Origin of the sequence: Marinococcus halotolerans DSM 16375 (assembly GCF_000420725.1) — a bacterium.
Lineage (GTDB): Bacteria > Bacillota > Bacilli > Bacillales > Marinococcaceae > Marinococcus > Marinococcus halotolerans.
This window is the reverse complement of sequence record NZ_ATVM01000009.1, coordinates 37,502-63,274: the sequence shown is the minus strand read 5'-3', so window position 1 is coordinate 63,274 and position 25,773 is coordinate 37,502. Positions and strand designations below refer to the sequence as shown.

The following is a 25,773-nucleotide window of genomic DNA, read 5'->3' as shown; positions in this document are numbered from 1 at the left end:
GGAAAAACTGATGGCTCATATTTCAAAAGAAGACGTGGAGCACGTGGCCCATCTGGCACGACTTTCTGTTTCAGACGAGGATGTGGAAAAGCTGACCGAAGAGCTTGATGCGATCATTGGTTTTGCTGAACAGCTCGATGAACTTGATACGACTGACGTGGAGCCGACATCCCACGTACTGGATATTCACAACGTACTGCGTGAAGACACTATTCAACCATCGCTTGACCGGGAGGAAGCATTAAAAAATGCTCCGGACCAAAAAGACGGCCTGGTCAAAGTACCATCCGTGCTGGAGTAAAAGAAGGGAGATAACGTATGTCCATTTTGGAAGAAAGTGTAGCGTCGTTACATACGAAATTAAAAAACCAGGAAGTAACTGTCGCCGAACTGGTGAAAGCTTCATTTGCCCGTATTCGTGAAGTAGACACAGACGTAAAAGCGTTTTTAACGTTAAATGAAGACCGGGCCCTCGAGCAGGCTGAAAAGCTCGACAAGCAGATACAAAACGGCGGCGAGGTACCGTTTTTGTTTGGCATGCCAGCAGGCATTAAAGACAATATTATCACCGAGGACCTGCGGACCACCTGCGCGAGCCAGCTGCTTGCAAACTTTGATCCGGTTCATAATGCGACCGTGATGGATAAGCTTGGAGAGGCAGAGACGGTGACCATCGGGAAGCTGAACATGGACGAATTCGCCATGGGATCCTCGACAGAGAACTCCGGTGTGCAGGAAACGAGAAATCCGTGGAACACTGAATACGTTCCAGGCGGCTCAAGCGGTGGTTCGGCAGCCTCTGTGGCAGCCGGCGAAGTGCTGTTTTCGTTAGGGTCTGATACGGGCGGATCCATCCGCCAGCCGGCGTCCTACTGCGGAGTTGTCGGCTTGAAGCCTACCTACGGCCGCGTATCCCGGTACGGTCTCGTTGCATTTGCTTCTTCTCTCGATCAGATTGGGCCGCTTACCCGTTCGGTGGAAGATAATGCTTATGTATTGCAGCAGATCGCCGGCCATTCGGAGAACGACTCAACATCTGCAGACGTGCAGGTACCAGATTATTTAGAAGCACTTGGCAAGGACGTCAAAGGCCTGAAAATTGGTGTGCCGTCCGAATACATCGGAGAAGGTGTGGATGAAGGCGTTAAACAGCGAGTGCTTGAAGCTCTGAAAGTTCTGGAGGAGCAGGGCGCTGTATGGGAGGAAGTCTCCCTGCCGCATTCAAAATACGCAGTTGCCGCATACTATTTGATTGCTTCTTCAGAGGCTTCAGCCAACCTGGCCCGCTTTGACGGTGTCCGCTATGGTGTCCGCGATGAAAACGCGAAGGACCTGGTGGAAATGTATAAAGAAACCAGAAGCAAAGGCTTCGGCGAAGAAGTAAAGCGCCGGATTATGCTTGGAACCTTTGCTTTGAGCGCCGGGTATTATGATGCGTACTACAAGAAGGCTCAGCAGGTACGGACGCTCATCCGCCGGGATTTCGAAAAAGTATTTGCCGACTATGACGTCATCGTCGGGCCGACAGCACCGACGACCGCGTTTAAACTTGGGGAACAGCTCGATGACCCGCTCACCATGTACGCCAACGACATTCTGACTATTCCTGTAAACCTGGCGGGCATTCCGGCGATTTCAGTGCCTTGCGGCTTCTCGGACAATCTGCCGGTAGGCCTGCAGATTATAGCCAAGCCGTTTGCTGAAGAAACGATCTATACAGTTGCTCACGCTTTTGAGCAGGCAACTGAACACCATAAAGCCAGACCGGAATTATAGGGGAGGAACCAGGACCATGAACTTTGAAACAATCATTGGACTCGAAGTCCATGCAGAGTTAAAAACAAACACAAAGATCTTCTGCAACTGCTCAACCGAATTTGGTGCTCCTCCGAATACGCATACGTGCCCGGTCTGTCTGGGCCATCCGGGAGTGCTGCCGGTTTTGAATGAGCAGGCGGTTAACTTCGCCATGAAAGCAGCGCTCGCATTGAATTGCGACATTGCTGCAGAAACGAAATTCGACCGGAAAAACTACTTTTATCCAGACAATCCTAAGGCTTATCAAATTTCCCAGTTTGACCAGCCGATCGGAGAAAACGGCTGGATTGACATTGAAACAGAAGAAAACGGGCGGAAGCGTATCGGTATCACCCGTATTCATATGGAAGAAGATGCCGGAAAGCTCACGCACGATGAAGACGGAGGACACTCTCTTGTCGATTTTAACCGCGTCGGGACGCCGCTGATTGAAATTGTGTCCGAGCCGGATATTACGACACCGGAGGAGGGCTACGCCTATCTGGAAAAACTAAAGGCGATTCTGCAGTATACCGACGTGTCCGACTGCAAAATGGAAGAAGGATCGCTCCGTTGTGATGCGAACATTTCCATCCGTCCGGCAGGCCAGCAGGAATTCGGTACGAAAACTGAGCTGAAAAACTTGAACTCGTTTACGAATGTGCAAAAAGGGCTGGCGTTTGAAGAAGAGCGTCAGGAAAAAGAACTGCTTGCCGGCGGGGAAGTGCTGCAGGAAACGCGCCGGTGGGATGACGCGAAAAAAGAAACTGTTCTGATGCGTATCAAAGAAGGCTCGGACGATTACCGTTACTTCCCGGAGCCGGACCTGGTTACGTACTATATCAACGAAGACTGGAAATCACGAATCCGTTCATTAATTCCCGAGCTCCCGGACGCCCGGAAGAAGCGTTACATTGAGGATTTCGGTCTTTCCGAATACGACGCATCAGTGCTGGTGCAGTCCAAAGCAATCGCGGACTTTTTCCAGGAAACTGTGGATGCCGGAGCGGACAGCAAGCTCACAGCCAACTGGCTGATGGGCGAGGTAAGCGGCTATTTAAACAATAACGATATGGATATTGAAGAGACGGCGCTCACCCCGCAGTCGCTCGCCAAGCTGATTGAACTCATTGAAAAGGGCACCATTTCAAGCAAAATCGCTAAGCAGGTTTTTGCAGATGTAATGGAGCAGGGCGGCGATCCGGAACAGATCGTAAAAGACAAAGGACTTATGCAGATCTCCGATGAAGGAGAACTTAAGCAGGTCGTCGATGGTATACTCGATAACAATCCGCAGTCGATCGAAGACTACAAAAACGGAAAAGATAAAGCGCTCGGCTTCCTGGTCGGCCAGGTGATGAAGGAAACGAAGGGGAAAGCCAACCCGCAAATGGTGAACTCTTTAATTCTTGAAGGCATGGAACAGCGCTAATACGAAAAACCCCGCAACGTTAAAATTGCGGGGTTTTTGTATGCTCTATACCAGTACCGAGGATGGCCGGAAACCAAAAACGCGAGCGCATGGTATAGACGACATGATCGACGTAATGGTCATACAGCCATTCGGCATTGCGCACATATTTATATTTTTCAAAGCCGAGGCGCTCCGGGATCGAACGACTGGGCCGGTTGTCCGGAGCAACACAAATATCCACACGCCGGAGATGAATATCCCGAAAGGCGTAATCAGTCAATGTCTGTACTGCCCGGGTCATAATGCCTTTGCCCTGAAAAGGAGCGGCGAGCCAGTAGCCAATAACGGTGCGCCGGGTCCACCGGTACACGTGGTTGAAGCTGATCGCCCCGGCGAGTCTGCCTTTGTACCAGATGCCAAACGTGTAGGATTTGCCGCGACGGGCGAGTCTGGCCCGGTGCTCAAAAAAACGGAGTACATCGCGCAGCTCACGCGTTTTATCCACCCACGGGAGCCAGTGTCGCAGGTAAGAACGATTATCCTCCACCAGCTGCAGATAATCGGCGGCGTCCTGATCTTTAAACGGGCGAAGGTATATTTGGGAATCCACGGTAAACTCAGCCATTTTTTATCCCCTCCGTAAACTATAGGTGGAGAGTATTTTCCCGATAATCAGCTGAATATAACTCTTTTTCTGTTTAGGCAGAAAGCCTGGCCCATTCGTGCAGCCGCCAGCGCATATATACAAACTGGTTCGAAGAAATATGCTCAAACGTATCAACCAAAACTCCGTAGCAGACAGGCTCATCCTCAAGCGCCTCCTGAAGGATAGAAGGGCGCTTATACCAAAGTGTGCCCATCATTTCAATGTAAGGGAGGCGGGTACCGATAAGAGTCCCCTGTTCAAAAACACGGTCGCGGAGCTCACAGAGCTTAGCCGGATCATCCGCGTGATCCAGCTGGTGTAAAAATTGATCTACAAAATAAGCAATATGTTGGTCGGAATGCATGGCCGGGCCTCCTGTGTCGATGAATGGTCAAGCAATAAGTAATCAAAAAGAATCCCCTGCCAGCTAAACTGCAAGGGATACAAAAAATATAACAGGGGTAAGCTTGGTTAATGGTGTGAAAAGTGTCGAGAGTGACGGTTTACACTTAGAACTTAGATATTAAGCTACTCCAGGCAGGTTGACTAGAGTTTGGAAATCCCCAGTAGCAGCTGCAAATGATGCCATTATGGCAAAAGTTGCTATTTTACACAAATACGCTTTGGACATTACTGCATTCCTCCTAAAGACTAGTTAATCAAGCTCTATCCATATTATTACACAATTAATAAAAAAGTGTATTCCGCGAATTCGGGCTTTAGAGGTGATTAACTGCTTTAAGATCCAGTATTCATGATACAATAGAAATGTTAAGAACTATAGTACTTAACTGGAGGTTGTTATGGAAACATTAACTTTGGGTACAAAACTTAAGGACCTAAGACAATACTATGAAGTTAGCCAAAGTGAACTAGCTAAAAGTATATGTTCACAAAAAGCTATTTCTAAAATTGAAAGAGATGAAATGCAACCGACTGCGGAAATTTTAAATTTGATAGCTATAAAATTAGGGGTTAAGATAAGTTATTTTTTTGACGATCATGAAGCTCCACGATTTAATTATATTCGGGACACTAAAGATAAAATTGATAAGTTAATCCGTGACTATGATTTTATTGAGGCTATGAATATCATAAGAGAGGAATTAAAAAACCCTCTTTTCAGAAAGCCAGTGCACAAAAAGTTTTTATTATGGAAAAGAGCTATTTTACATTTTAAATTAACAAATGAAAAAGAAGAAGCCTTAGAATTATTGCAATTAGCTAGAGACCTTAAGACGGAAACGTTGAGTATTACAGAAGAAGACATAGGTATTATTATAAATTTTGGCACTATTTATATGGACACAAAAGAATTTAATAAAGCAGTTAAATATTTTGACGAAGCAAGAACTTTGTATAAAAAACTACCTATAGATCAATGGGGGCCGATGCAAACAAAAATATATTTTAATACATGTGTAGTTTATGCAAACTCTAATAAATTTAAAAAAGGGTTGAAAGTTGTTGATGAAGGAATTAAAAACGTATATGAGCAAGAATCATTATACTTACTGGGAGAATTATATTATCAAAAAGGAATATGTTTGTACTATTTAGGTAATATAAAAGAAGCGCTTCGTTGTATGGAGAAATCCTTATTTTATTTAGAAGAAAAAGGACAGACAATTTTTTATGACTTTATTCTCCAAAACTATCTGCGTTTTCAGCGTGCCGCTTTGGCGCAGCGTCCATATTTTCAACCTGGTAGTATCGACCCTACAACCGCTACTGTTTAATGAATTAACAATAGTATACAATTAATTAGTAACGCATGTAACAATGAGAGAAAAAGATAGTTCTTTTATATATTATACAAATGAATTGAAATCTTCGATGTAATAGGGGTTATAATATGCGAAAACGAGCAAGAGTGATCTACAATCCAACGTCCGGAAGAGAACAGATGGAGCGGCAGATGCCTTATATATTAGACCGGATGGAGCAGGCGGGTTACGAAACGTCGGCATTTATGACCCGTGGGGAAGGGGATGCCCGGGATGAGGCACGCCGCGCCTCCGAGGACAGGTTCGAAGCTGTGGTCGCTGCGGGTGGGGACGGCACGATTTTTGAGGTCATTAACGGAATCGCCGAACAGGAGTGGCGCCCGAAGGTAGGGCTTATTCCTGCCGGAACGACGAATGATTTTGCGCGTGCCCTTGGACTGCAGGGAAAAGAAATTAAAGAGGTCTGCGATGTATTTGCGCGCGGACGCACCCAGGGTATTGATATAGGAAAGGCGAACGGCTCGTACTTTATTAATATTGCTGCGGGCGGAAAGCTGACGGAGCTCACCTATGATACTCCAAAGGGCCTGAAAACGGCGCTGGGGCAGGCTGCCTATTTTATTAAAGGGTTTGAGAAATTCTGGTCCCTGCATCCGCAGATGACCACTGTTGAATACGATGGGAAGTTTCTTGAGGAAGAAATTACAATGTTTCTTGTGTCCAACACCAATTCCGTCGGCGGTTTTGAAAAGCTTCTTCCGCAGGCAGAGTACAATGACGGCTATTTTGATGTGATGATCGTACAGAAGATGACGATGTTTGAATTCAGTCAGCTGCTTCGCCAGGCATTGCGCGGCAGGCATCTCGAGAATCCTAAAATCAAATATTTTAAAGCAAAACAGCTTCGTATAGAGGCAGAAGAAGACATGCAGCTGAACCTCGACGGGGAATACGGCGGCCATCTGCCGGCGACGTTTGAAAATTTATACCAGCATATTGAATTGTTCTGTCCGTAAAAAACAGCCGCATCGCCGGCTGTTTTAATTATTTTTCCATTCTGTTTTTAGAATTGCGTAGATCATGACATCCCGCCGTTCCCCCTGAATCAACAAGGAACGGCGCAGTGTGCCTTCATGTACCATCCCGACCTTTTCCATCACCTTGGCTGAGGCTGTATTTTCGATAAAACACCGGGCTTCAATTCGGTGCAGGCCCATGTCTTCGAAGCCAAAGCGGATAATTTCCCGTGCTGCTTCCGAGCCGAATCCCTGATTCCAATGGTCCGGGGCGAGCGTGTAGCCAATTTCCCCGTTGGCATGGCCACGGTCCCAATGCACAAAATCGATGGTGCCGATTACTTTTCCGGAATCCTTGCGTTCGATGCCAAACGGCGCCCGGTCACCGTATTTATAGGAGTTCATCGTGATATCCAGAAAATCTTTTGTTTCCCCGCGGCTTTTGTGGGTGTCCCACAGAACGTTGCGGGAGACAAGTGGGTTGGAGGCGTATTCGTAAATATCTTCAAGGTCTGAATAACGCAGGGCCCGGAGCCGGAGCCTTGCCGTCTCCAGGGTGGGGAAGGGTCTGAATGGTGATGTTGATGAATGATGCATAGGCCTTCATCCTTTACTGTAGCGCGCCCTCAAACGGTGCTTATTTCTTTGTTAATTATAGAATAATAAGAAATACCCGAAATGACAATAGGCACACGAGGCAGAAAAAAGGCATTCTGCGCAAATGCAGAATGCCTGGACGTTTAAACAGTAGAATTTTGTTCGAGCTCTGTACGTTCTTCCTCAGAAAATACACGTGAGCGGGTTAAAAATCGTTTGCCCTCCGGACCTTCAAGAGAAAACATTCCGCCCCGGCCGTCGACAACATCAATAATCAGCTGCGTATGCTTCCAGTATTCAAATTGATCCTTCGACATATAAAACGGGGCCCCGCCAATATCGCCCATATACATGTCACTGTTGCCGGTTTTAAAGTCACCTTCCGGATAGCACATCGGGGCGCTGCCGTCGCAGCAGCCCCCGGACTGGTGAAACATTAACGGGCCGTGTCGCTTTGTCAGTCGGTTAATCAGTTCAAGGGCAGCGTCAGTAGCGGTTACACGCTCTACTGCCATGATAAATCCTCCTTTTTAAATGCTTCCGGCCAGCGGATTCTTAAAAGAATCCTTTCGGCTGTTCGCTGTAGCTGACCAGAAGGTTTTTCGTCTGCTGGTAATGGTCGAGCATCATTTTATGGTTCTCCCGGCCAATACCCGATTTTTTATAGCCGCCAAAGGCTGCATGAGCCGGGTAGTCGTGGAAGCAGTTGGTCCATACACGGCCGGCCTGGATCGCACGCCCGAACCGGTACGCGGTGTTCATATCGCGGGACCATACACCGGCGCCAAGTCCATACAGCGTATCGTTGGCAATTTCCATCGCTTCTTCTTTCGTTTTAAAGGTAGTTACACTCAGCACTGGTCCGAAGATTTCTTCCTGGAACACGCGCATTTTATTGTGGCCTTTAAATACGGTCGGCTGTACATAATACCCCTGCGAACGGTCTTCATCGTCGACCTGGGCTGCTTCGCCGCCGACGAGAACCTCCGCGCCTTCCTGCTTTCCAATATCGAGATACGAAAGAATTTTATCGAGCTGTTCCTTGGAGGCCTGGGCGCCCATCATAGTGTCGGTGTCGAGCGGGTGGCCGACGTTGATGGCTTTGACGCGTTCAATGGCCCGTTCGATAAATTTGTCATAAATGGATTCCTGAATGAGAGCACGGGATGGGCACGTGCACACTTCCCCCTGGTTCAAGGCAAACATAACGAAGCCTTCGATCGCTTTATCGAGATACGAATCGTCCTCAGCCATGACGTCCTCAAAGAAAATATTCGGCGATTTGCCGCCAAGCTCGAGCGTTACCGGAATAATATTTTCCGAAGCGTACTGCATGATCAGGCGGCCGGTCGTCGTTTCCCCGGTGAATGCCACTTTATCAATGCCCTCATGCTGGGCAAGCGGTTTGCCGGCTTCAACCCCGAATCCGCTCACTACGTTCAGAACGCCCGGCGGCAGAAGGTCTTCGACGAGCTCAAGCACTTTGTAAATCGACGCTGGTGTCTGCTCGGCCGGTTTTAGCACGATGCAGTTGCCGGCAGCAAGCGCCGGAGCGATCTTCCAGATGCCCATAAGGATCGGGAAGTTCCACGGGATAATCTGGCCGACGACGCCGAGCGGCTCGTGGAAATGATACGCTACGGTATCATCGTCAATTTGTCCAATCGTTCCTTCCTGGGCACGGATAACGCCTGCAAAGTAGCGCAGGTGATCGATGGCAAGCGGTATATCAGCGTTCAGCGTTTCCCGGACAGCCTTGCCGTTTTCCCATGTTTCGGCCACGGCAAGCATTTCAAGGTTTTCTTCCATCCGGTTCGCCATTTTATTTAAAATATTGGAGCGTTCTGTCGTGGACGTTTTGCCCCAGGCTTCTTTCGCTTTATTTGCTGCTGCCACTGCCGCATCAACGTCCTCTTTCGTTGAACGGGCAATCTGGCAAAAAACGGTACCGGTAACCGGGCTGACGTTATCGAAATATTCGCCCTGGGCCGGCGGCCTGTATTCGCCTCCAATAAAGTTGTCGTATTTGTTTTTAAAATGTACCAGGCTTTCAGGGGTGTTTGGTGCGTCGTATCTCATACAAAATCCTCCTTCGTATTAGAGAAAAATTGGAAACGCTTACACAAGTTCATTATAGCACCATTTAAAAATAAAGAAAATATAGAAGTTCTGTATATAAAAATAATCCCGCCGAGTGCGGCGGGAAAGTATTTAATGAAGCCCCGAGGTAACATGTTCGATTTCCTGAAGGGTGCTGTCGATTTCATCAAGCAGATTGTCCGGAAGCTCCAGCTCTGCAGCTTTTAAGTTTTCTTCAAGCTGTTCGGGACGGCTCGCTCCGACGATTGTAGAGCTTACGCCCGGCTTACGGAGAATCCAGGCAAGGGCGAGCTGGGAAAGCTTGACGCCGAGCTCGTTACGGGCTAAATTCTCCAATTTGACGACATTTTCGAGAATGCGGTCGTCCATGAAGCGTTCCATCGCAAAATTAATATCTGAATTGGCAGCACGGCTGTCAGCCGGAGGCTGCTCGCCCGGACGGTACTTACCGGTTAAGATGCCCTGGGCGAGGGGGGAAAAGACGACCTGTCCGAGCCCTTCGCGTTCGCTGATCGGAAGCACCTCTTTTTCAATGTAGCGTACGAGCATATTGTAGATCGGCTGGTTCGATACCGGCCGGTGAAGGTTTCGTTTATCGGCAATATGTGCTGCGTCGCTGATCTGGGCGCCGGACCATTCGCTGAAGCCGTAGTACAAAATTTTACCCTGGCGAACAAGATCATCAAGCGCCATCAGCGTCTCTTCGAGCGGAGTGTCAGGGTCATAGCGATGGCACTGATACAGGTCCATATAATTCGTACCGAGCCGCTGCAGGCTGGCATCGCACTGCTCCATGATGTGCTTACGGGAGAGTCCGCGGTCATTCGGTCCGTCTCCCATCGGAAAATATACCTTCGAAGCAAGCACGTAGCTGTCCCGGTTGTAGGAGCTTAAAGCTTTGCCTACGACCTTTTCCGCTTCGCCACGGTTATAGGCGTTCGCTGTGTCAAAGAAATTGATGCCGTTTTCATACGCGTGGTGGATAATATTCCCGGCGGTCTGATCCTCCACGGAGGAGCCGTAGGTAAGCCAGCTGCCAAGGCCGATTTCACTTACTTTTACCCCGGAGTTTCCTAATCGACGATACTTCATGCGAACACGTCCTTTTCATAAGTATAATGCACTGCGGCAAAGAGACAGGTTACTTCAGAATTATTCCTTTGTTTATGAAATTGTAAACAATCTGCAGGAGGGCAATGAAACAAACAAAAGAAAAACAGGTATGTTATTCTAGGAAAAAAAGCAGGATAAGGGGTAGATGTACGTGGACTATTACATAACAAGGATGCAAAAGGAGCATTGGCCCGAGGTCCGGGACATATATGAAATGGGAATCATGAGTGAGCATGCGACATTTGAAACGGAGGCACCATCATGGGAGCTGTGGTCAGCGACGCATGACCTGGCGTGCCGGCTCGTTGCCATTGACAGTACGACTGAAAAAGTGATTGGGTGGGCCGCCCTTGCGCCGATTTCCGGAAGGGAAGTATATGAAGGCGTAGGCGAGACGAGTGTTTACATTCACCAGGATGAGCGCGGACGGGGTGTAGGAGGGACGCTTCTGGAAGCATTAATTGAAAAAGCAGAAGCAGAAGGCTACTGGATGCTTCAGGCCGGCATTTTTCCTGAAAATGATTACAGCCTGCGCATTCACCGGCGTAAAGGATTCCGTGAAGTAGGTGTACGGGAGCGTATCGGTAAAATGCAGGGACGCTGGCGCGACGTGGTGCTGCTTGAGCGCCGCAGCCAGGTGGTCGGCGTGGAAGAGGAAGACAATTATGATGATTGATCTTCCTCTTTTTTGTAGCGCTCCTTCCACTTTTCGAGTGAAGCAATCATGTCATCCATTTCTTTGGGTGTAATCTTCGGGTAGCGGTTCAGCGTTTCCTGGACGTGCCGGGCTTCGGGTGGCAGCGTGCGTTGGTTCTGAGAGAAGAAGGCTGCTACAGTTCCGGTGATCACGCCTATCAGGCCGATGCCGACGATCATCAGAATGCTTGCAATAATCCGGCCGGCAGTGGTGACGGGGTAAAAATCTCCGTACCCGACTGTGGTAGTCGTGACAATTGCCCACCATAGGGCCTCCTCATATGTGTGAAAGTCAGGTTCAATCCAGCGCATGGAAAGACTGGCCGCAAACAGGAGCACGCCGACAATAATGACAGCTCTGTCTATATGGTATTTAGAAAAAAACACGTCGAACGGAGAATGCTTCCGACTGAAAAGTACAATCAAACGCAGAACTTTTAAGAGACGAACGAGCCGGGCAGCTCGGAAAATTTCCCCGAGCGGCAGAATGGCGATCAGCTCGAGCGGGTTGCTTTTAATGTACTGCCACTTATTGTCGCTCGCAACAAAGCGGACGCCAAAATCAATCACAAAGAGTACGTAAATAAATATATCGAGTGCCCGCGACTGATCCGGCGGCAGATCCACCGTTAAAGAAAATATTAGAAGAGCGGCAAGAATCAGCTCATAAATCGCTTCAAATGAAATACGCACAGTGTTGCTCCTTTCTACAGCAGCTTGGCCATCATTATTTCGTTAACATACGCTCCGTGGGCAAAAAGCGAATTTCTTTTGACACCCTCCTCCTGAAAGCCAAAGCGTTCGTAGAGGGCCCGCGCTCCCGTATTTTCTTCGATTACGGTCAGCTCCAGGCGGTGGAGGCTTCGTTCTACAGCCCACGCTTCGATACGCCCGAGCAGCCGGCTGCCAATGCCCAGGCGGTGATAGGCCGGCAGGATGCCGATAACGACAGAGGCGGTCCGACAGTTACGGGTGGTGCTGCCCCCGACGCCCATCGCGTGTCCAACGACCGCACCCGCATCCTCCACAATAAACAGTACAAGATGATCCTTCATAATAAACTCGTTCACCATATGCTGGTGCTGTTCGGCCGTAGGCCTGCGCTCCCCCGGCTCGAGCAGCATATACGAAGTTTCGTTATCGAGCTGCTGCGTAAACGCCAGGTGATCGTTGGCATCGGGCGGCTCGATCAGCCGAATATTCATATGTATCTCTCCGTTCCAAGCTGTTTGCTTTGTGTATTCCTACATTATAGCGTGCGAACAGACGGACGCCAAACCGCTCCTGTGTTACAATTTTGCTGACAGACTAGAATGAACGGAAGGAACGAAATAATGAGTAAGCAAAATAAGCCGGAAGCCCCGGTAGAAAAAAATGAATTAATAGAGACGACAATTGAAGATTTAACCCATGAAGGACACGGAGTCGGGAGAATCGACGGATATGCGATGTTTATTCCGTACGCCCTGCCCGGCGAGCGCGTAGAGGCGAAGGTGATTAAAACAAAAAAAGGCTACGGCTTTGGAAAGCTTATTACCGTTCTTGAAGAAAGCAGTGAACGCACGGAAGCGCCGTGCCCGATTTACGTAAAATGCGGCGGCTGCCAGCTGCAGCATATGACCTACGATGCCCAGCTCCGCTATAAGCATAAACAGGTAAAGGATGCGTTCGAACGGATTGGCGGCCTCGACGAAGCAGCGGTCCGTGATACGATCGGCATGGAGGCCCCGTGGCGCTACCGCAATAAGGCCCAGGTGCCGATCGGTGTAAAAGAGGACGGCCGGCTGAAAGCAGGGTTTTACCAGAAGCGTACACATAACATTATTGATATGGATGAGTGCATTATTCAGCAGAAGGAAAACGACGCTGCCGTCCAGCAGGTAAAGGATATCGCCGGCCGGTTTGGCATGAGCGCCTATGATGAAGAAAGTGGACGCGGCTTTCTCCGACACGTCGTAACGCGTTACGCACCGACCACCGGCCAGCTGATGATCGTCCTTATTACAAACGGCAAAAAAATTCCGGACGAACAGGCGTTTATCGAAGCTGTTCGAGACGAAGTAAAGGATACCGCAAGCATCGTTCAAAACGTGAATACAAAACGCACGAATGTCATCTTTGGCGATAAGACAAAAACGCTGTGGGGCGAAGACTACATTTACGATCACATTGGCGGCGTGAAGTTTGCGATCTCCGCGCGGTCCTTTTACCAGGTGAATCCGGTCCAGACAAAAACGCTGTACGATAAAGCGCTGGAGTACGCAGACCTGCGCGGTCATGAAACGGTCATTGATGCTTATTGCGGCATTGGTACCATTTCGCTGTTTCTCGCAGAAAAAGCCCGGCAGGTGTACGGCGTGGAGGTAGTGCCGCAGGCCGTGAGTGATGCAAAGCGAAACGCCCAGCTGAATCACTTTGATAACGTAACCTTTGCGACAGGAAAAGCAGAGGAAGTGATGCCGTGGTGGGTAAAAGCAAACGGGCTGCGCCCGGACGTCGTTGTTGTGGATCCGCCGCGGAAGGGCTGCGACGAACAGCTGCTGGATACAATGCTTGAGGTATCTCCCGAACGTATCGTATACGTCTCCTGTAACCCGGCGACACTCGCCCGGGATTTAAAGCATCTCGTGGAAGGCGGGTACGAGGTTGTAGAGGCCCAGCCGGTGGACATGTTCCCGCAGACAACGCATGTGGAAGTAGCCACAAAATTAGTGAGAAAGTAAGAGGGAACGATGCAGAAAGCATACCGGCCGCTCAACAGTATACTAAAAAACAAGGAAGGTCCCGCGCCCGGGGCCTTCCTTGTGTTATTACGGAGTCTCTTCGCCAAAGGCCTCCGGCAGCATTTTAAAGCCTTCGATCTCTGCGTCCTCTTCAATTTCAATCATAATGCAGCGTTTTCCCTGATAGTTGACCTGTCTCACATATTCGAGATCCTGCGGGCTGATCGAAATATTGGCGATCTTCGTGTTGATTTTAATGGATTTGGAGTTGTATTTCGGCACGATGCTGTTGGCTTTGAGTTCATACGTTTCGTTATCGGTCACCCGCTGAAAGGCCGTTTTTACTTTGTCGGTGTCCACCTGCTCGCCGCTCTGCTGCAGTACCCGTTCGACGTCCTTATAGTCAAGCATCGGCGGGGTGTCCTCTTCGTTTTCTTCAACGACCCGGTGGATTTCCCCGTAGACGTTCGCAAGCGTGGAGGGGTTCATCTGATCGCCAACTACGTCTCTTACAATATCCTCGAACACGGTTTTGTTTTCTTTGGCCGTGACGATTTCTTCGCCGTTCAGCACGTCTTCGATAAACCGGTAGTCCGGTTCGTTGGGCTTTGATGCCGCATAAAGGACACGGTTGACGTCAGCGGCTCCCTCGGTCATTGCGGGGAACAAAAAGCCGGCCAGCGGATGCTTAAGATCAATGACTGGATCGGCCTCGACCTTGTATTTAAATTCCTTCTCAATGTAGTCGAACTGCATTTCTTTTTTCGGCTCTTCTGTCTTATTAATACTGCAGAGAATGAAAGCATTGGAATACACCGCATCGCGTCCGCTCGTTTCTGCCTCTTCGCTCCGCTGTTTGGCCGGCTTTAAATACTCGGCACGGATAAAGGTAATAACGGTGTCCTTTTCATACGGATGGTCTTCGATCATTTTCTCGGTCATGCGAAGCATTTGTTCCTTCCAGTCTTCAACATTGCGGCTTAAGAGGCCTTTATGAAGAATGAACTGACTGGAGTCTTCTGCGTCCTGCTGGAATTTCAGTTCGAACAGCTTTTCATCCAGCTGCCCGGTGAGAACCTTTTTGAAATTGGCCATAAACAGCTCCTGCTGGTCGCTGTCGAGCATTTCGAACGGCTGGCTCTGGTGGTGATAAATATCGGTTGTTTCTTTCATTATGTAAACGTTAAAAATGTCGGAGATTGTGAGCAGGTCATTGTCTGTCTTTAACTGCCTGCGAAGATCGGCGATATCTTTTTTATCCATTGGTAGTCCACTCCTGAGCTGTTTGAAGGATTATTAGCTTATTTATTTTAACATATCACAGAGGTTCTGGTTCCGGCACGCATAAAAAAGCCCGCTGCAGTTAAGCAGCGGGAGTCTGGCGTTTATCTGTTCGACGGGCTGCCGAAGTGACGGCGGATTTCTTCGCCGTAATCATCGGTCAGCGTCATGGACGTTTCGTAATCAGGCGAATTTTCCACGGCTTCACGGCTCACACTGGCGGTGGCACTTTCATCCAGGGCATTGAATTGATTAAACCATTCCACCGGCACAAGAGAGTGGTTACTTGACAGGGCACCAGCGGTATCGACTTCAATAAACTGAACGCTCCAGTCGTTTGTATCAAACACCACGTCAGAGATAGTGCCGATGTTTTCACCGCTCACATCGATATCATAGCCGCGGAGATCCTTCGTACTCTGCAGATAGTAGTCTTCTTTGTTCCGGGCAGCTTCCATTTCATTTTCTTCCGGACCGGTGACAGCTGTGTCATGGGCAGGACGTGCGTTACTATCGTCGTCATCCATTGGGGCAAACGGCCCGCCTACGGGCATGACAGGTCCGGTGCCAGTGCTTCCGGCTGTTGGGATCCAATAAGGCTCCAGGTTGTAATAATTTAGCACTGAAGCTTCATAGGAACGGGAAATAGGTTCGTGTTCATCCGGCTTCGGACTGTCTTTAATCTGGTCTCTCGAAGCATTCATCTGAATGGCCTGGCCGGCCAGATTAAGGCGGTTAATCAGCTGGGGACTGAGCAGAACCTTTCCGCCGACAAACCACGTACGGGTGTCAGCGACGAGAAACCGTACCTTCCATTCGCCTCTGGAGTCGAAATAGACGTCGGAAATGGAGCCTATCGCTTCTTCATCGGTAGCTGAGATCCAAAATGCCTGAAAATCCTTTGTACGTACGAGCAATTGCTGCACCTCCTGATAATAGTTATTGATACCCGGCTTATTACCTGAGAGGGGGGTTTTTAAACTAACGACATGAACGGTCAAAGGCATGTGGCTATTAAGTCACGATCTGGACGAAGGAAAGGGTAATAGACCTAAACTGTTTCATCGGCCATCACCAACCTTTGAATCAATTCCGCAGCAGTTGTTGACTTTGATAATCATTTTCAATTAGTGTGTAAATTGTAATTAAGAGCTTGGAAAGAAGCTTTTATTTTTTTGGATTAATTGATAATGATTTTCATTATCTATAAATAACAGATAATGGAGGAGACGATATGCCGGTTGTAAAGGAAGAGTCACACACCGCATTTGATAATGAATTTCTAACCAACGTTGGTGATAAGGGCAAAATTCTTGAAATGTTAAGCCAGACTTCTGCCTATATAGCGGAATTTTTCAATGAAAGTGAAAGGCCTGTGCCTGCAGCAGCAGAGCCGCAGGTAAAGCAGTTCTTTCACGGCACAGAGAATGAACATGCTTTTGATAGTGTGCTTAAGGAAGTAATGGAACATATTATGAAACCCTCTTTAAACATCAGCCACCCTCATGCAATGGCGCATCTGCATTGTCCACCGCTTTTGTCCGGGGTGTGCGCGGATGTAATTGTGAGTGCTTTAAATCAATCAATGGATTCCTGGGATCAAAGTCCGGCAGCAACAACAGTGGAGACAGAAGTAGTGAATTGGCTGTGTGAATTGTACCAGCTGCCTCAAACTGCTGCGGGAACGTTTACGACTGGAGGCACTCAGTCGAATTTTATGGGGCTGATGCTTGCAAGAGACGAGTACTGCGCACGGAGATTGTCACATGATGTCAAAGCCAACGGCCTTCCTCCGGAAGCAGCTCGATTTAAAATTTTCTGTTCAGAGGAAGCACACTTTACAGTCAAAAAATCGGCAGTTCAGCTTGGCCTGGGAGAGCGGTCAGTAGTAGGCGTGCCGACAGATGAGCATAAAAAGATGAGCGCGGGAAAGCTAGAAGCCTTCATACAGGAGGCAAGGGAAGCAGGTGATCATCCGATTGCCGTAGTAGCTACTGCCGGCACTACTGATTTTGGAAGCATTGACCCGCTCTGGGATATTCAGCATACGGCCAATAAAGAGAATCTGTGGATGCATGTGGACGCAGCATTTGGCGGGGCATTAGCGCTCTGCAGTGATCAAACTGCCAAACTTGAAGGGGTGCAGCACGCAGATTCTTTGGCGGTGGATCTTCACAAATTATTTTATCAGCCGGTCAGCTGCGGGGCTTTTTTGGTCAGGAGCCGGAATAGTTTTCGTTTTATCAGGCATGGGGCGGAGTATTTGAATCCGGAGGATGACAGAGATGAGGGCTTTACGAACCTTGTGGATTATTCGATGCAGACGACCCGCCGCTTCGATGCACTTAAAATATTGATGACGCTCCGTACTCTCGGCACGGAAAAATGGGCGAAAATGATAGGCCATGGGTTAAAACAAGCCGAACGTCTCGCGGAAAAAATTAACGACGAGCCGGCGCTGTACCTGGTAATGAAGCCGGAAATGAATGCAGTGGTGTTTAAATACTGCACAGAGCATCCCTTTGAAAAAGTGGAGGAGGATGAGATCAATAGAGAAATTCAGCAGCAGTTATATGCTTCAGGCGAAGCGGTCATTGCCAAAACGAAAATAGAAGGCAGACAGTTTTTAAAATGCACGCTGCTGAACCCTTTAACGACAGAAAAAGATATTGATCATGTAATCCAGTCGATCATTGAAGCAGGACGGGAAATTGAAATTTTACGAAGGAGGAAAAGTGTTGAATTTTAAACAGAAAGCAGCAGAAGCTTCGATGCAGAGCTTTATCAATTGTTATTTGCGTGAAACCGGAAGCGGTGTCTGGGGAGAGGAGCAATGCCGCGTGGAGCTCTCCCATCAGAAAATCGAGCTGATTCTTCCAGTGAAATACCGGTCGTTGACCCACCGGCATATCTTTCGTTTTCCGCTTTATTATAAAACCCTGGAAAGCGGCTCCCTGCTTGAGCTTGATGTGCTGACCACCGGGGCTTTGCTTTTGAAGGAGCTTTCGCTTGAATACGGTGATAACGGAGGGAAAGAAGAGATGATGCAGCGGGTGCTGCAAAGCTTTGAGCTTACAGAGCTGTTTTTGGAAGCACGCAAGGAGCAGAAGGGAGAAATCGTCTCCCGCTACATTGATTCAGAACAGGGCCTTCTGCTCGGGCATCTGCTGCACCCGACCCCTAAAAGCCGTCAGGGAATGGAACGCGAAGAGGAAAGAGACCTGTATTCCCCGGAAACCGGCGGACGTTTTCAGATGCATTTCTTCCGGGCGCCATCAGAGCAGGTGGAGGAAGCATCGATGGAAAAAGAAAGTGCGTCGGCTATCGTGAAAAACGAGCTCCAAAACGCCCCGGAGACAGAAGAATTATTTAAAGAGGACTATTGTCGCTTGGATGATGGATATGCCCTGCTGCCGGTGCATCCGCTTCAGGCAGAGGCCATGCTCCGGCAGAAATCCATTCGGCAGAAGATAGACCGGGGAGAATTAGCGTACCTTGGCCCGGCTGGCCGGAGCTTTACAGCGACCTCCTCCATTCGGACACTTTACCATGAGCAGTCACCTTATATGTTCAAAGTCTCTATTCCGGTGAAGGTTACCAATTCCCTGCGTGTAAATCAAAAAAAAGAACTGGCGCGCGGCGTAGAAGTGGAAAAGCTGATGCAGAGCCGGATTGGAAAAGAGGCAGCACGGTTTTTCCCGGGATTTGAAATTGTTCGTGATCCAGCGTACATCGCCTTTAAAGGTGAAGAAGAAACAGGCTTTGAAACGATTATCCGGCAAAACTCTTTTCAGGAAACTATGGACGACCAGGTGTCACTGGCCGCAGGGCTAGTGCATGATGCTTACGGAGAAGGCAGTATGCTCGGCAATCTGATCCGAAGCCTTGCCCAGGCAGAAAACCGGAGCACTGCCGAAGTAAGCCGGGACTGGTTCCGGCGGTACTTATCAATCTCCCTGCATCCGATGCTTTGGCTGTATATGACCCACGGCATTGCGCTTGAAGCCCACCAGCAGAATTCCGTCGTGCGTTTTACCGGCGGCTATCCGCAGGTGTTTTATTACCGGGACAACCAGGGCTACTATTTTGCGCGCTCGAAGGAAGCCCACTTAAAGGAGTACGTACCGGAGCTGAACGCTTCAAGCGATACGGTATGCGCAGATGACATTGCAGACGAACGCTTTCGTTACTACTTTTTTATCAACCATTTGTTTGGACTGATTAACGGCTTCGGAGCTTCAGGATTGATTGAAGAGGCGGAGCTGCTGCGAATACTGCGCGAAGAGCTTGAAGATGCAGAAAAATCATTCGGCCGTTCCGCTTTAACCGAAAGCCTTCTTGAACACGAAACAATCCCTTCCAAGGGTAATCTGCTGACCCGCTTTTTTGATATGGACGAATTAATCGGCTCCCTTGCTGAACAGTCCGTTTATATTCATATTTCAAACCCGTTGACCGCAAAGGAGTGTTTGCAGCATGAAAGCCCAGCAATCTAATTCTCATATGTTTATCCGGGAGCCGGACGGGCAGGAAGGTGAACGCATTCAATTCCGTGCAGTTGATGAAACAGCCGACTTTCACCTGCTGCACGGCTGGATGCACCAGGCCCACGTGGTGCCATTTTGGCAGCTGAATATAAGTGAAAGTAAATATCAAACCCATCTGTACAAGGCGCTCACTGATGCCCATCAGACACTTTACATTGGAGAGCTCGACGGGCGTCCGGTCAGCTACTGGGAAGTGTATTGGGCAGCAGATGACGTGATCGGTTCCTATTACAGGGCGGAGCCTGCAGATCAGGGCGTACACCTCTTGATTGGGCCTCCGGAAGAAACAGGCAGAGGCTACGCCCTGCCGCTTTTAAAGGCTATGCTTTCGATGCAGTTCCAATACGCCCGGACAGCCCGGATTATTGCAGAGCCCGATATCACCAACGACAAAATGATTCATGTGTTTAAAAAAGCGGGGTTTGAGCCTGTGAAGTCGGTGAATCTGCCGGATAAACGGGGGCTTCTAATGGTTTGCAGACGGGAGACATTTGAAGGAGGGACAGACGGTGACAGCTGAAACAGAAGTATATGACGTAATTGGCATAGGCGTTGGGCCATTCAACCTTGGTATGGCAGCGCTCGTGGAAAACGTGCCGGAAATACAAGGCGTATTTCTGGATGAAAATGAAGCTTTTGAATGGCACGGCGGCATGCTGCTCGATGGCACCAGCCTGCAGGTTCCTTTTCTTGCTGATCTGGTCACGATGGCAGACCCAAAAAATCCCTACTCCTTTTTGCAGTATTTGCAGGAAAAGGACCGGCTGTATGCTTTTTATTTCTATGAAAAATTTCATATTCCGCGTCGCGAATACAATGACTACTGCCAGTGGGCAGCGGAAAAGCTTTCCTCCTGCCGGTTTGGCCGGCGCGTGACCAATGTATCCTTTTTAGAAGAAAGCAGCCTGTATAAAGTGGAAGCGGTACGTTCAGATGCTAAGACAACCGAATACTACTATACCCGGCACATCGTGACAGGTACGGGCACGAAACCGTCGCTTCCCCTCTGGGCAGAAAAGGGAGAAGATGTCTGTCATTCTGCTGATTACCGGTACCGCCGGAAGGAGCTGCTCCAAAAGAAGAGTATTACAGTGGCAGGCTCCGGACAGAGCGCCGCTGAAGTCTTTTACGATCTGCTAAAGCACCGGCCTGAATATGGATACAGTCTGCGCTGGTATACAAGGTCTTCAGGATTTTTCCCGATGGAGTATTCCAAGCTCGGCCTGGAGCATTTTTCGCCGGAATATATTAGTTATTTCTACCACCTTGATTCTTACACAAAGGAGCAGCTGCTTCAAAAGCAGGATCTTCTGTATAAAGGGATCAGCGCTGACACCATTGCTGCGGTGTACGATGAGCTTTATGAGCAGACGATCGGAGGGGAGAGCGAGGACATCATTCTGCAGGCGAATACGGAAGTGATGAGCATGGAGAGAACGCCGGCCGGCAAAATGAAGCTGTGTTTGAAAGAGATTAACTACGGTACGGAGTACACAGAAGAAACGGAAGCGCTGATCGCGGCTACAGGCTATCAGCCGTCACCACAGCCGTTTTTAAAGGGTATCGAAGCAGGCCTGCAGCGTGATAAACACGGGCGTCTGCAGATTGATGAAAAATACCGCGCTGTCCAGACTGAAAGGAACCGTCATGTGTTTATTCAAAACGGTGAAATGCACACGCATGGTGTCGGGGCGCCGGATCTCGGGCTTGGAGCGCATCGGAACGCGGTCATTATTAATCAAATCGTAGGCCGGGAGGTTTACCCTGTCCGGACTAAAAATGTTTTCCAGCAATTTGAGAGAGAAAAGACCGGGGTTTTCGTGTAAACCTGTAAGCCTAATCTTAAAAAGAAGGGAAGAAAGCAGATGAATCCATATACGGAGGAATCCTTTGGGGTCGCCCAACAGCGGCACTGGGAGGAAGCGAACCAGCGATTAACAGCGAAGATGCTGCAGGAATTTTTGTATGAAGCTATTATAGAAGCAGATATTGTAAAGGAAGGCGACCCCCAAACGCTTCAAGTAGAAGTCCCTGGAGCGGTTTATACATTTTCTGCACGCAAGCGGCTCTTTGACAGTGTCCATGTGTACCCAAAAAGCATCGTAAAAAAAGAACATGATGTAGAAGTACCTGTGCGGGCAGATGCTTTTCTGCTTGAACTTCAGCAAATGGCACCGATCTCGAGTGAGACAGCCGGCCATTTACTGAAAGAATATTACCATACCCTGACCGCGGACTGCTATTTGCTGGACAAACAAACGACAGCTGCCGAGCTTGCGGAAATGGATTATTTGCGGCTTGAAGGAGAAATGGGCGGGCATCCATGGATCACTTACAATAAAGGCCGCATTGGCTTCAGCTTTCAGGATTACCTTTCTTATGCCCCTGAACACAAGCAGAAGGTTCGTTTGTTCTGGATAGCGGTCCACAAGAAAACAGCCTCGTTTCAAACGGTACACGCTGATGGTTACTATCGTTTAATAGAAGAGGAACTGAAGGAGACTGAACGAAAACATTTTCGTGATCTTATAAACCGGGCCGGAAGAGAAGCGGAGAACTATTATTACATGCCGGTGCATGCCTGGCAGTGGGACAATCACATTGTGACGCTTTACGCTGAGTACATTGCCAAAGGATGGATTATTCCATTGCAGTATTCAGAAGACACGTACCTTCCGCAGCAATCGATTCGTACGTTCGTAAATACAGAGCATAAAACAAAAAAACATGTGAAGCTTCCGGTAAGTATTTTGAATACGCTGGTGTACCGGGGACTGCCCAGTGAGCGGACAATGGTTGCTCCGGAAGTGACGAAGTGGATTCAGACGGTCAAGGACAAAGACCCGTTCCTGAGAGATACGTGCAGGGTGGGACTGCTCGGGGAAACAGAAACGATCGATGTGCCGCACCCCGCGTTTCATCATCTGCAGGGAGTGCCGTACCAGTATACAGAAATGCTGGGGGCTGTCTGGAGAGAAAGTATTTATACGGCTGTGGAAGAGGAGGAAAAACCAGTAACGCTGGCGGCCCTTCTGCACGAAGATGCGAATGGAAAGCCTTTGGTGCTGGAATACGTGGAGCGGTCGGGATTAAGTACAGAAGCGTGGATCAAACAGCTGTTTGATTCCGTGCTTCCTCCGCTGCTGCATTACATGTATAAATACGGTACCGTTTTTTCACCGCACGGCCAGAATACGATCGTGGTATTAAAGAACTACGAGCCGCAACGGCTTATTATGAAAGACTTCGTAGATGACGTAAATGTGAGCGATCAGCAGCTGCCGGAGCTTGAAGGTCTTCCGGAGGACTTAAAGCAGGTTCTGCGGTGCGAACCGCCGGAAGGGCTCGTACAGTTTATCTTCACGGGACTGTTCATCTGCCACTTCCGCTACCTGTCGGATCTGCTTGCCCGGGAAAATTTACTTGCAGAGCATACATTCTGGAAAATGACAGTGGAAACAATTGAAGCGTATCAAAAACGTTTCCCGGAGCTCGCCGGACGCTTTGAGCTCTTTAATCTTTTTCAGCCAGCCATGGTGAAGCTTTGCCTGAATCGAAACCGCATGCTTGATTACGGATACGGAGACGGAGATGACCGCCCGCACGCTTCAGAGCATGGATTCGTGGAAAACGCGCTCTTTACAGTCCATACGCTTTACACTTAAGTCAGGGGATTCCCCTGGCTTTTTTGTATGAAAACGATTATTTGTATGAAAATACATACCAAATAAACATTTATACCATACTAAAGACACATGTATTGTTTGGGAAAAGGAAAAGTATTATAATAATTCTAATGTGCAAATCGCCCCCGCAATTAAACTAAATGTTGGAGGAACAAAAATTGCAAAAAGAATATAGTCTGGATTCGACCGAATTTCCATCGTTGAAATCCGTTTCGCAAAAAATGTTTGATTTAATAGCCGACCAACTCGATGTGAATACAGCGTATATTACAAAGCGCGGCAGCAATGAAATGACTGTCATCAGCACGTTTAATAAAAAAGAAGAAATTATTCCCGAGGGCTTTTCGGTAGAATACAGCGACACATACTGCAGAAAAATTATTATGAACGAGGAAGACGCACTCTGTACAGAGGACCTGACAAAAGACGTGATGACAAGGGAATTAGAGGTGACCTCCCAGCTGCAAATGAAGGGATTCCTTGGTGTCACGCTGACTGATCTGAACGGCAACGTCTTCGGAACGCTCTGCGTCATGGATCCGGAGGAAAAAGTATTCAGCCAGGAGGATGTGGATTACTTAAAAGCCATGGGAGAGGTACTTGCCCATATTATCGAGCTTGACCACACCCAGTACAACCTCGGGTTTTTAAATGTGCCGATCATCCCGGTCAGAAAAGGTATTTCGATTCTTCCGGTTCAGGGAATTATCGATGAAAAACGGGCTGAAATTATTACCCGGACTGTTCTCGAATACGCCGCGGCCCAAAAAATTGAGCACCTCGTGATTGATTTGTCCGGACTTGTGATTGTGGACGGTGAATTTCCGCACGTGTTTATTAACGTCATTCATGCCCTGAAGCTCATGGGAGTTAATATTTTGCTGACAGGAATATCCCCGGCGATCGCCCAGCATGAGTTAAGCAACAACGAAATTTTAAAAATGAACATCCATATTTCAAGAAATCTTGAAGCTGCGCTCGAACACATTGGTTTTCACCTGCAGTCTCAATAAAAAACCGGCAGAGCGCCGGTTTTTTTGCTATCAAAAGGATAAAGGAGGAATAAAATGAAACATGAGATCCTGATAAAGGCCTCCAGGCAGACAGTATACGATTGTTTAACGGATCCAAAGAAGCGGACAGTATGGAGTCCGGAAATTAGCGATATTACATATGAAGATGATCCGAGAAAAGAAGAAGCGTTGTTTACTCAGAGCCAAAAGGCGGGACGCTCTACTTATATGTTTAAAGGAAAAAATCTGGCCGTGAAGGAACCATCGATTTTCAGCTACGAATTGACTCTGAAGCAGATGCATATTGTCATAACCTATGAATTGAAAGAAAAATCGGCCTGGACAACAGTCACGCAAACGTACGAATCTTATCAAAAAAATCTTTTCGGACGATTGGTTGGCATACTCGCACGCCCACTCACGAATAAGCTTGCTAAAGATATACTGAAAGGGCTGAAAAGATGCAGTGAAGCATCATAAAGCTGCATTGTTTTTATAAAGGTAAAACCAACCCAAAATAGTAGAACTTTGGGCTGGTTTTAGTTCTTATGGGAATTTGAAAGCATCTCATGGATTTCTTCTTTAATCAGGCTCCAGGCATCGGTTTGTATATCGGTAAGCATAAAATGCTCTGCGTCTGGGAGTTCGAGATACCTTATGGAGCGGTAGCCGATTTTTGCTGCCTGGTGGTACTGGGCGCTGATGCCGACCGGCACGTTCACGTCGAGCGCTCCGTGCACGAGTATCTGGGGAACATCAATAGGGATCAAATCAAACGGCGATGTTTCAGTATAGCGCTCAGGGAATTCATCCGGGGAGCCGCCGAGTAGCTCTGCGACGGGGTCCATGGGTTCCTGTGCGCCGGTGATTTTGTTGCGGTAATCGTGTATTTCGTGCATCAGATGCATATCGAGCACTCCGGCGAGACTCACTGCCCCGTACATGGATAACGGCTCAGCGAAATGGGACAGTTCGCTGGTAGCCGGAAGGGACGGTCTGGCAGCGAGCCATAAGGCGAGCTGTCCCCCTGCGGAATGGCCGATGGTAAATACCTGTCGAATATCAATGGGATGAATGGCTGCGAGTTCTCTGACGTAGTCAGCGGCTCTGCCAACGTCGTTAAACGTTCCCGGCCATCCACCGCCAGCGTGGCCGACTCGCCGGTATTCGATGTTCCATGTGGCAATGCCCTCCCGGGTTAAGTCCTCCGCTGCGTCCTGAATAATATCGAGGCCGAAGGGCATTCTCCAAAAGCCTCCGTGAATAACGATCGCTAAAGGAAAAGGGCCTTCTCCTTCGGGCAGACGAAGGTCTCCAAACTGCTCCGGGTGATCCCCATAATAAATTCGTTCCATAATTTTCCCTCCTGTTCTCCTTTTATCATACCTGCTTTTGGTACAATAGATAATAGGAAAAT

The 25,773-nt window shown here is 48.6% G+C and carries 25 protein-coding genes; 14 read left to right on the top strand and 11 right to left on the bottom strand.

What is annotated here, in order from left to right:
* Positions 1-10 precede the first annotated feature (10 nt).
* The 3 genes from gatC to gatB are packed head-to-tail and all read left to right on the top strand — an operon-like array spanning position 11 to position 3,229.
* Positions 11-301 (top strand): Asp-tRNA(Asn)/Glu-tRNA(Gln) amidotransferase subunit GatC, encoded by a 291-nt coding sequence (gene gatC / locus G548_RS0108310; RefSeq protein WP_022793699.1) that lies wholly within the window; start codon positions 11-13, stop codon positions 299-301.
* A gap of 17 nt (positions 302-318) precedes the next feature.
* Complete coding sequence (gene gatA, locus G548_RS0108305; RefSeq protein WP_022793698.1) at positions 319-1,776, top strand: Asp-tRNA(Asn)/Glu-tRNA(Gln) amidotransferase subunit GatA; 1,458 nt, start codon at positions 319-321, stop codon at positions 1,774-1,776.
* A gap of 16 nt (positions 1,777-1,792) precedes the next feature.
* Positions 1,793-3,229: an Asp-tRNA(Asn)/Glu-tRNA(Gln) amidotransferase subunit GatB gene (gatB, locus tag G548_RS0108300; RefSeq protein ID WP_022793697.1), complete on the top strand. Its 1,437-nt coding sequence runs from the start codon at positions 1,793-1,795 to the stop codon at positions 3,227-3,229.
* Between the two features lie 19 nt (positions 3,230-3,248).
* On the opposite strand, the gene G548_RS17715 is transcribed toward gatB, so the two are convergent.
* Positions 3,249-3,836, bottom strand: coding sequence for a GNAT family N-acetyltransferase (locus tag G548_RS17715; RefSeq protein WP_022793696.1), 588 nt, complete (start codon positions 3,834-3,836; stop codon positions 3,249-3,251).
* A 73-nt stretch (positions 3,837-3,909) separates the two neighbouring features.
* Positions 3,910-4,221: a hypothetical protein gene (locus G548_RS0108290; RefSeq protein WP_022793695.1), complete on the bottom strand. Its 312-nt coding sequence runs from the start codon at positions 4,219-4,221 to the stop codon at positions 3,910-3,912.
* Positions 4,222-4,660: 439 nt separating this feature from the next.
* Between G548_RS0108290 and G548_RS0108280 the strand changes: the two genes are divergently transcribed.
* A complete protein-coding gene (locus G548_RS0108280; protein WP_022793693.1) occupies positions 4,661-5,596 on the top strand; it encodes a helix-turn-helix domain-containing protein in 936 nt (311 codons plus the stop codon).
* 116 nt (positions 5,597-5,712) lie between these two features.
* Positions 5,713-6,600 (top strand): diacylglycerol kinase, encoded by an 888-nt coding sequence (locus G548_RS0108275; protein ID WP_022793692.1) that lies wholly within the window; start codon positions 5,713-5,715, stop codon positions 6,598-6,600.
* A 24-nt stretch (positions 6,601-6,624) separates the two neighbouring features.
* Here the strand turns inward: G548_RS0108275 and G548_RS0108270 are convergent, their stop codons facing one another.
* The 4 genes from G548_RS0108270 to G548_RS0108255 form a co-directional block, all read right to left on the bottom strand.
* Positions 6,625-7,197 (bottom strand): GNAT family N-acetyltransferase, encoded by a 573-nt coding sequence (locus G548_RS0108270; RefSeq protein ID WP_022793691.1) that lies wholly within the window; start codon positions 7,195-7,197, stop codon positions 6,625-6,627.
* Between the two features lie 143 nt (positions 7,198-7,340).
* Positions 7,341-7,712, bottom strand: coding sequence for a DUF779 domain-containing protein (locus G548_RS0108265; protein ID WP_022793690.1), 372 nt, complete (start codon positions 7,710-7,712; stop codon positions 7,341-7,343).
* Between the two features lie 40 nt (positions 7,713-7,752).
* A complete protein-coding gene (gene exaC, locus G548_RS0108260; RefSeq protein ID WP_022793689.1) occupies positions 7,753-9,276 on the bottom strand; it encodes an acetaldehyde dehydrogenase ExaC in 1,524 nt (507 codons plus the stop codon).
* Between the two features lie 132 nt (positions 9,277-9,408).
* Positions 9,409-10,389, bottom strand: a complete 981-nt coding sequence (locus tag G548_RS0108255) for an aldo/keto reductase family protein (RefSeq protein ID WP_022793688.1) — start codon at positions 10,387-10,389, stop codon at positions 9,409-9,411.
* 172 nt (positions 10,390-10,561) lie between these two features.
* Between G548_RS0108255 and G548_RS0108250 the strand changes: the two genes are divergently transcribed.
* Positions 10,562-11,086 carry a GNAT family N-acetyltransferase gene (locus tag G548_RS0108250; protein WP_342664630.1) on the top strand — a complete coding sequence of 175 codons (525 nt, stop codon included), beginning with the start codon at positions 10,562-10,564 and terminating at the stop codon, positions 11,084-11,086.
* On the opposite strand, the gene G548_RS0108245 is transcribed toward G548_RS0108250, so the two are convergent.
* A complete protein-coding gene (locus G548_RS0108245; RefSeq protein ID WP_022793686.1) occupies positions 11,074-11,799 on the bottom strand; it encodes a potassium channel family protein in 726 nt (241 codons plus the stop codon). The genes G548_RS0108250 and G548_RS0108245 overlap by 13 nt on opposite strands.
* Before the next feature lie 14 nt (positions 11,800-11,813).
* A complete protein-coding gene (locus G548_RS0108240) occupies positions 11,814-12,311 on the bottom strand; it encodes a GNAT family N-acetyltransferase (protein WP_022793685.1) in 498 nt (165 codons plus the stop codon).
* Positions 12,312-12,440: 129 nt separating this feature from the next.
* On the opposite strand from G548_RS0108240, the gene rlmD reads away from it, so the two are divergent.
* The gene (gene rlmD / locus G548_RS0108235) at positions 12,441-13,829 is read left to right on the top strand and encodes a 23S rRNA (uracil(1939)-C(5))-methyltransferase RlmD (RefSeq protein ID WP_022793684.1); all 1,389 of its coding nucleotides are present in this window, start codon (positions 12,441-12,443) and stop codon (positions 13,827-13,829) included.
* An 87-nt stretch (positions 13,830-13,916) separates the two neighbouring features.
* Here the strand turns inward: rlmD and G548_RS0108230 are convergent, their stop codons facing one another.
* Positions 13,917-15,092 carry a DUF4317 domain-containing protein gene (locus G548_RS0108230; protein ID WP_022793683.1) on the bottom strand — a complete coding sequence of 392 codons (1,176 nt, stop codon included), beginning with the start codon at positions 15,090-15,092 and terminating at the stop codon, positions 13,917-13,919.
* A gap of 122 nt (positions 15,093-15,214) precedes the next feature.
* Entirely contained in the window at positions 15,215-16,027 is an 813-nt protein-coding gene (locus G548_RS0108225) for a PRC-barrel domain-containing protein (RefSeq protein ID WP_022793682.1), read from the bottom strand.
* 317 nt (positions 16,028-16,344) lie between these two features.
* Between G548_RS0108225 and G548_RS17710 the strand changes: the two genes are divergently transcribed.
* From G548_RS17710 to G548_RS0108190, 7 genes are all read left to right on the top strand, one after another.
* On the top strand, positions 16,345-17,859 hold the full coding sequence (locus G548_RS17710) for a pyridoxal phosphate-dependent decarboxylase family protein (protein WP_022793681.1): 1,515 nt from the start codon (positions 16,345-16,347) through the stop codon (positions 17,857-17,859).
* A complete protein-coding gene (locus G548_RS0108215; protein ID WP_027847285.1) occupies positions 17,846-19,606 on the top strand; it encodes an IucA/IucC family protein in 1,761 nt (586 codons plus the stop codon). Before G548_RS17710 ends, G548_RS0108215 begins: the two co-directional genes overlap by 14 nt.
* A 7-nt stretch (positions 19,607-19,613) precedes the next feature.
* The gene (locus G548_RS0108210; RefSeq protein ID WP_040880835.1) at positions 19,614-20,177 is read left to right on the top strand and encodes a GNAT family N-acetyltransferase; all 564 of its coding nucleotides are present in this window, start codon (positions 19,614-19,616) and stop codon (positions 20,175-20,177) included.
* On the top strand, positions 20,167-21,483 hold the full coding sequence (locus tag G548_RS0108205) for a lysine N(6)-hydroxylase/L-ornithine N(5)-oxygenase family protein (RefSeq protein ID WP_022793678.1): 1,317 nt from the start codon (positions 20,167-20,169) through the stop codon (positions 21,481-21,483). Before G548_RS0108210 ends, G548_RS0108205 begins: the two co-directional genes overlap by 11 nt.
* Positions 21,484-21,522: 39 nt before the next feature.
* Entirely contained in the window at positions 21,523-23,322 is a 1,800-nt protein-coding gene (locus tag G548_RS17705; protein WP_022793677.1) for an IucA/IucC family protein, read from the top strand.
* Positions 23,323-23,501: 179 nt separating this feature from the next.
* Entirely contained in the window at positions 23,502-24,356 is an 855-nt protein-coding gene (locus tag G548_RS0108195) for an STAS domain-containing protein (protein ID WP_022793676.1), read from the top strand.
* 54 nt (positions 24,357-24,410) lie between these two features.
* Positions 24,411-24,836, top strand: a complete 426-nt coding sequence (locus G548_RS0108190) for an SRPBCC family protein (protein WP_022793675.1) — start codon at positions 24,411-24,413, stop codon at positions 24,834-24,836.
* Between the two features lie 59 nt (positions 24,837-24,895).
* Here the strand turns inward: G548_RS0108190 and G548_RS0108185 are convergent, their stop codons facing one another.
* Complete coding sequence (locus G548_RS0108185) at positions 24,896-25,711, bottom strand: alpha/beta hydrolase family protein (RefSeq protein WP_022793674.1); 816 nt, start codon at positions 25,709-25,711, stop codon at positions 24,896-24,898.
* Positions 25,712-25,773: the final 62 nt, after the last annotated feature.

Bases quoted from the DNA above. Each gene is read 5' to 3' on its own strand.
- G548_RS0108255 (WP_022793688.1), bottom strand. From the start codon at position 10,389: ATGAAGTATCGTCGATTAGGAAACTCCGGGGTAAAAGTAAGTGAAATC.
- G548_RS0108280 (WP_022793693.1), top strand. From the start codon at position 4,661: ATGGAAACATTAACTTTGGGTACAAAACTTAAGGACCTAAGACAATAC.
- G548_RS0108230 (WP_022793683.1), bottom strand. From the start codon at position 15,092: ATGGATAAAAAAGATATCGCCGATCTTCGCAGGCAGTTAAAGACAGAC.
- G548_RS17715 (WP_022793696.1), bottom strand. From the start codon at position 3,836: ATGGCTGAGTTTACCGTGGATTCCCAAATATACCTTCGCCCGTTTAAA.
- G548_RS17710 (WP_022793681.1), top strand. From the start codon at position 16,345: ATGCCGGTTGTAAAGGAAGAGTCACACACCGCATTTGATAATGAATTT.
- gatC (WP_022793699.1), top strand. From the start codon at position 11: ATGGCTCATATTTCAAAAGAAGACGTGGAGCACGTGGCCCATCTGGCA.
- G548_RS0108190 (WP_022793675.1), top strand. From the start codon at position 24,411: ATGAAACATGAGATCCTGATAAAGGCCTCCAGGCAGACAGTATACGAT.
- G548_RS0108265 (WP_022793690.1), bottom strand. From the start codon at position 7,712: ATGGCAGTAGAGCGTGTAACCGCTACTGACGCTGCCCTTGAACTGATT.
- gatA (WP_022793698.1), top strand. From the start codon at position 319: ATGTCCATTTTGGAAGAAAGTGTAGCGTCGTTACATACGAAATTAAAA.
- G548_RS0108210 (WP_040880835.1), top strand. From the start codon at position 19,614: ATGTTTATCCGGGAGCCGGACGGGCAGGAAGGTGAACGCATTCAATTC.
- gatB (WP_022793697.1), top strand. From the start codon at position 1,793: ATGAACTTTGAAACAATCATTGGACTCGAAGTCCATGCAGAGTTAAAA.
- exaC (WP_022793689.1), bottom strand. From the start codon at position 9,276: ATGAGATACGACGCACCAAACACCCCTGAAAGCCTGGTACATTTTAAA.
- rlmD (WP_022793684.1), top strand. From the start codon at position 12,441: ATGAGTAAGCAAAATAAGCCGGAAGCCCCGGTAGAAAAAAATGAATTA.
- G548_RS0108240 (WP_022793685.1), bottom strand. From the start codon at position 12,311: ATGAATATTCGGCTGATCGAGCCGCCCGATGCCAACGATCACCTGGCG.
- G548_RS0108275 (WP_022793692.1), top strand. From the start codon at position 5,713: ATGCGAAAACGAGCAAGAGTGATCTACAATCCAACGTCCGGAAGAGAA.
- G548_RS0108270 (WP_022793691.1), bottom strand. From the start codon at position 7,197: ATGCATCATTCATCAACATCACCATTCAGACCCTTCCCCACCCTGGAG.
- G548_RS0108290 (WP_022793695.1), bottom strand. From the start codon at position 4,221: ATGCATTCCGACCAACATATTGCTTATTTTGTAGATCAATTTTTACAC.
- G548_RS0108185 (WP_022793674.1), bottom strand. From the start codon at position 25,711: ATGGAACGAATTTATTATGGGGATCACCCGGAGCAGTTTGGAGACCTT.
- G548_RS17705 (WP_022793677.1), top strand. From the start codon at position 21,523: ATGAATCCATATACGGAGGAATCCTTTGGGGTCGCCCAACAGCGGCAC.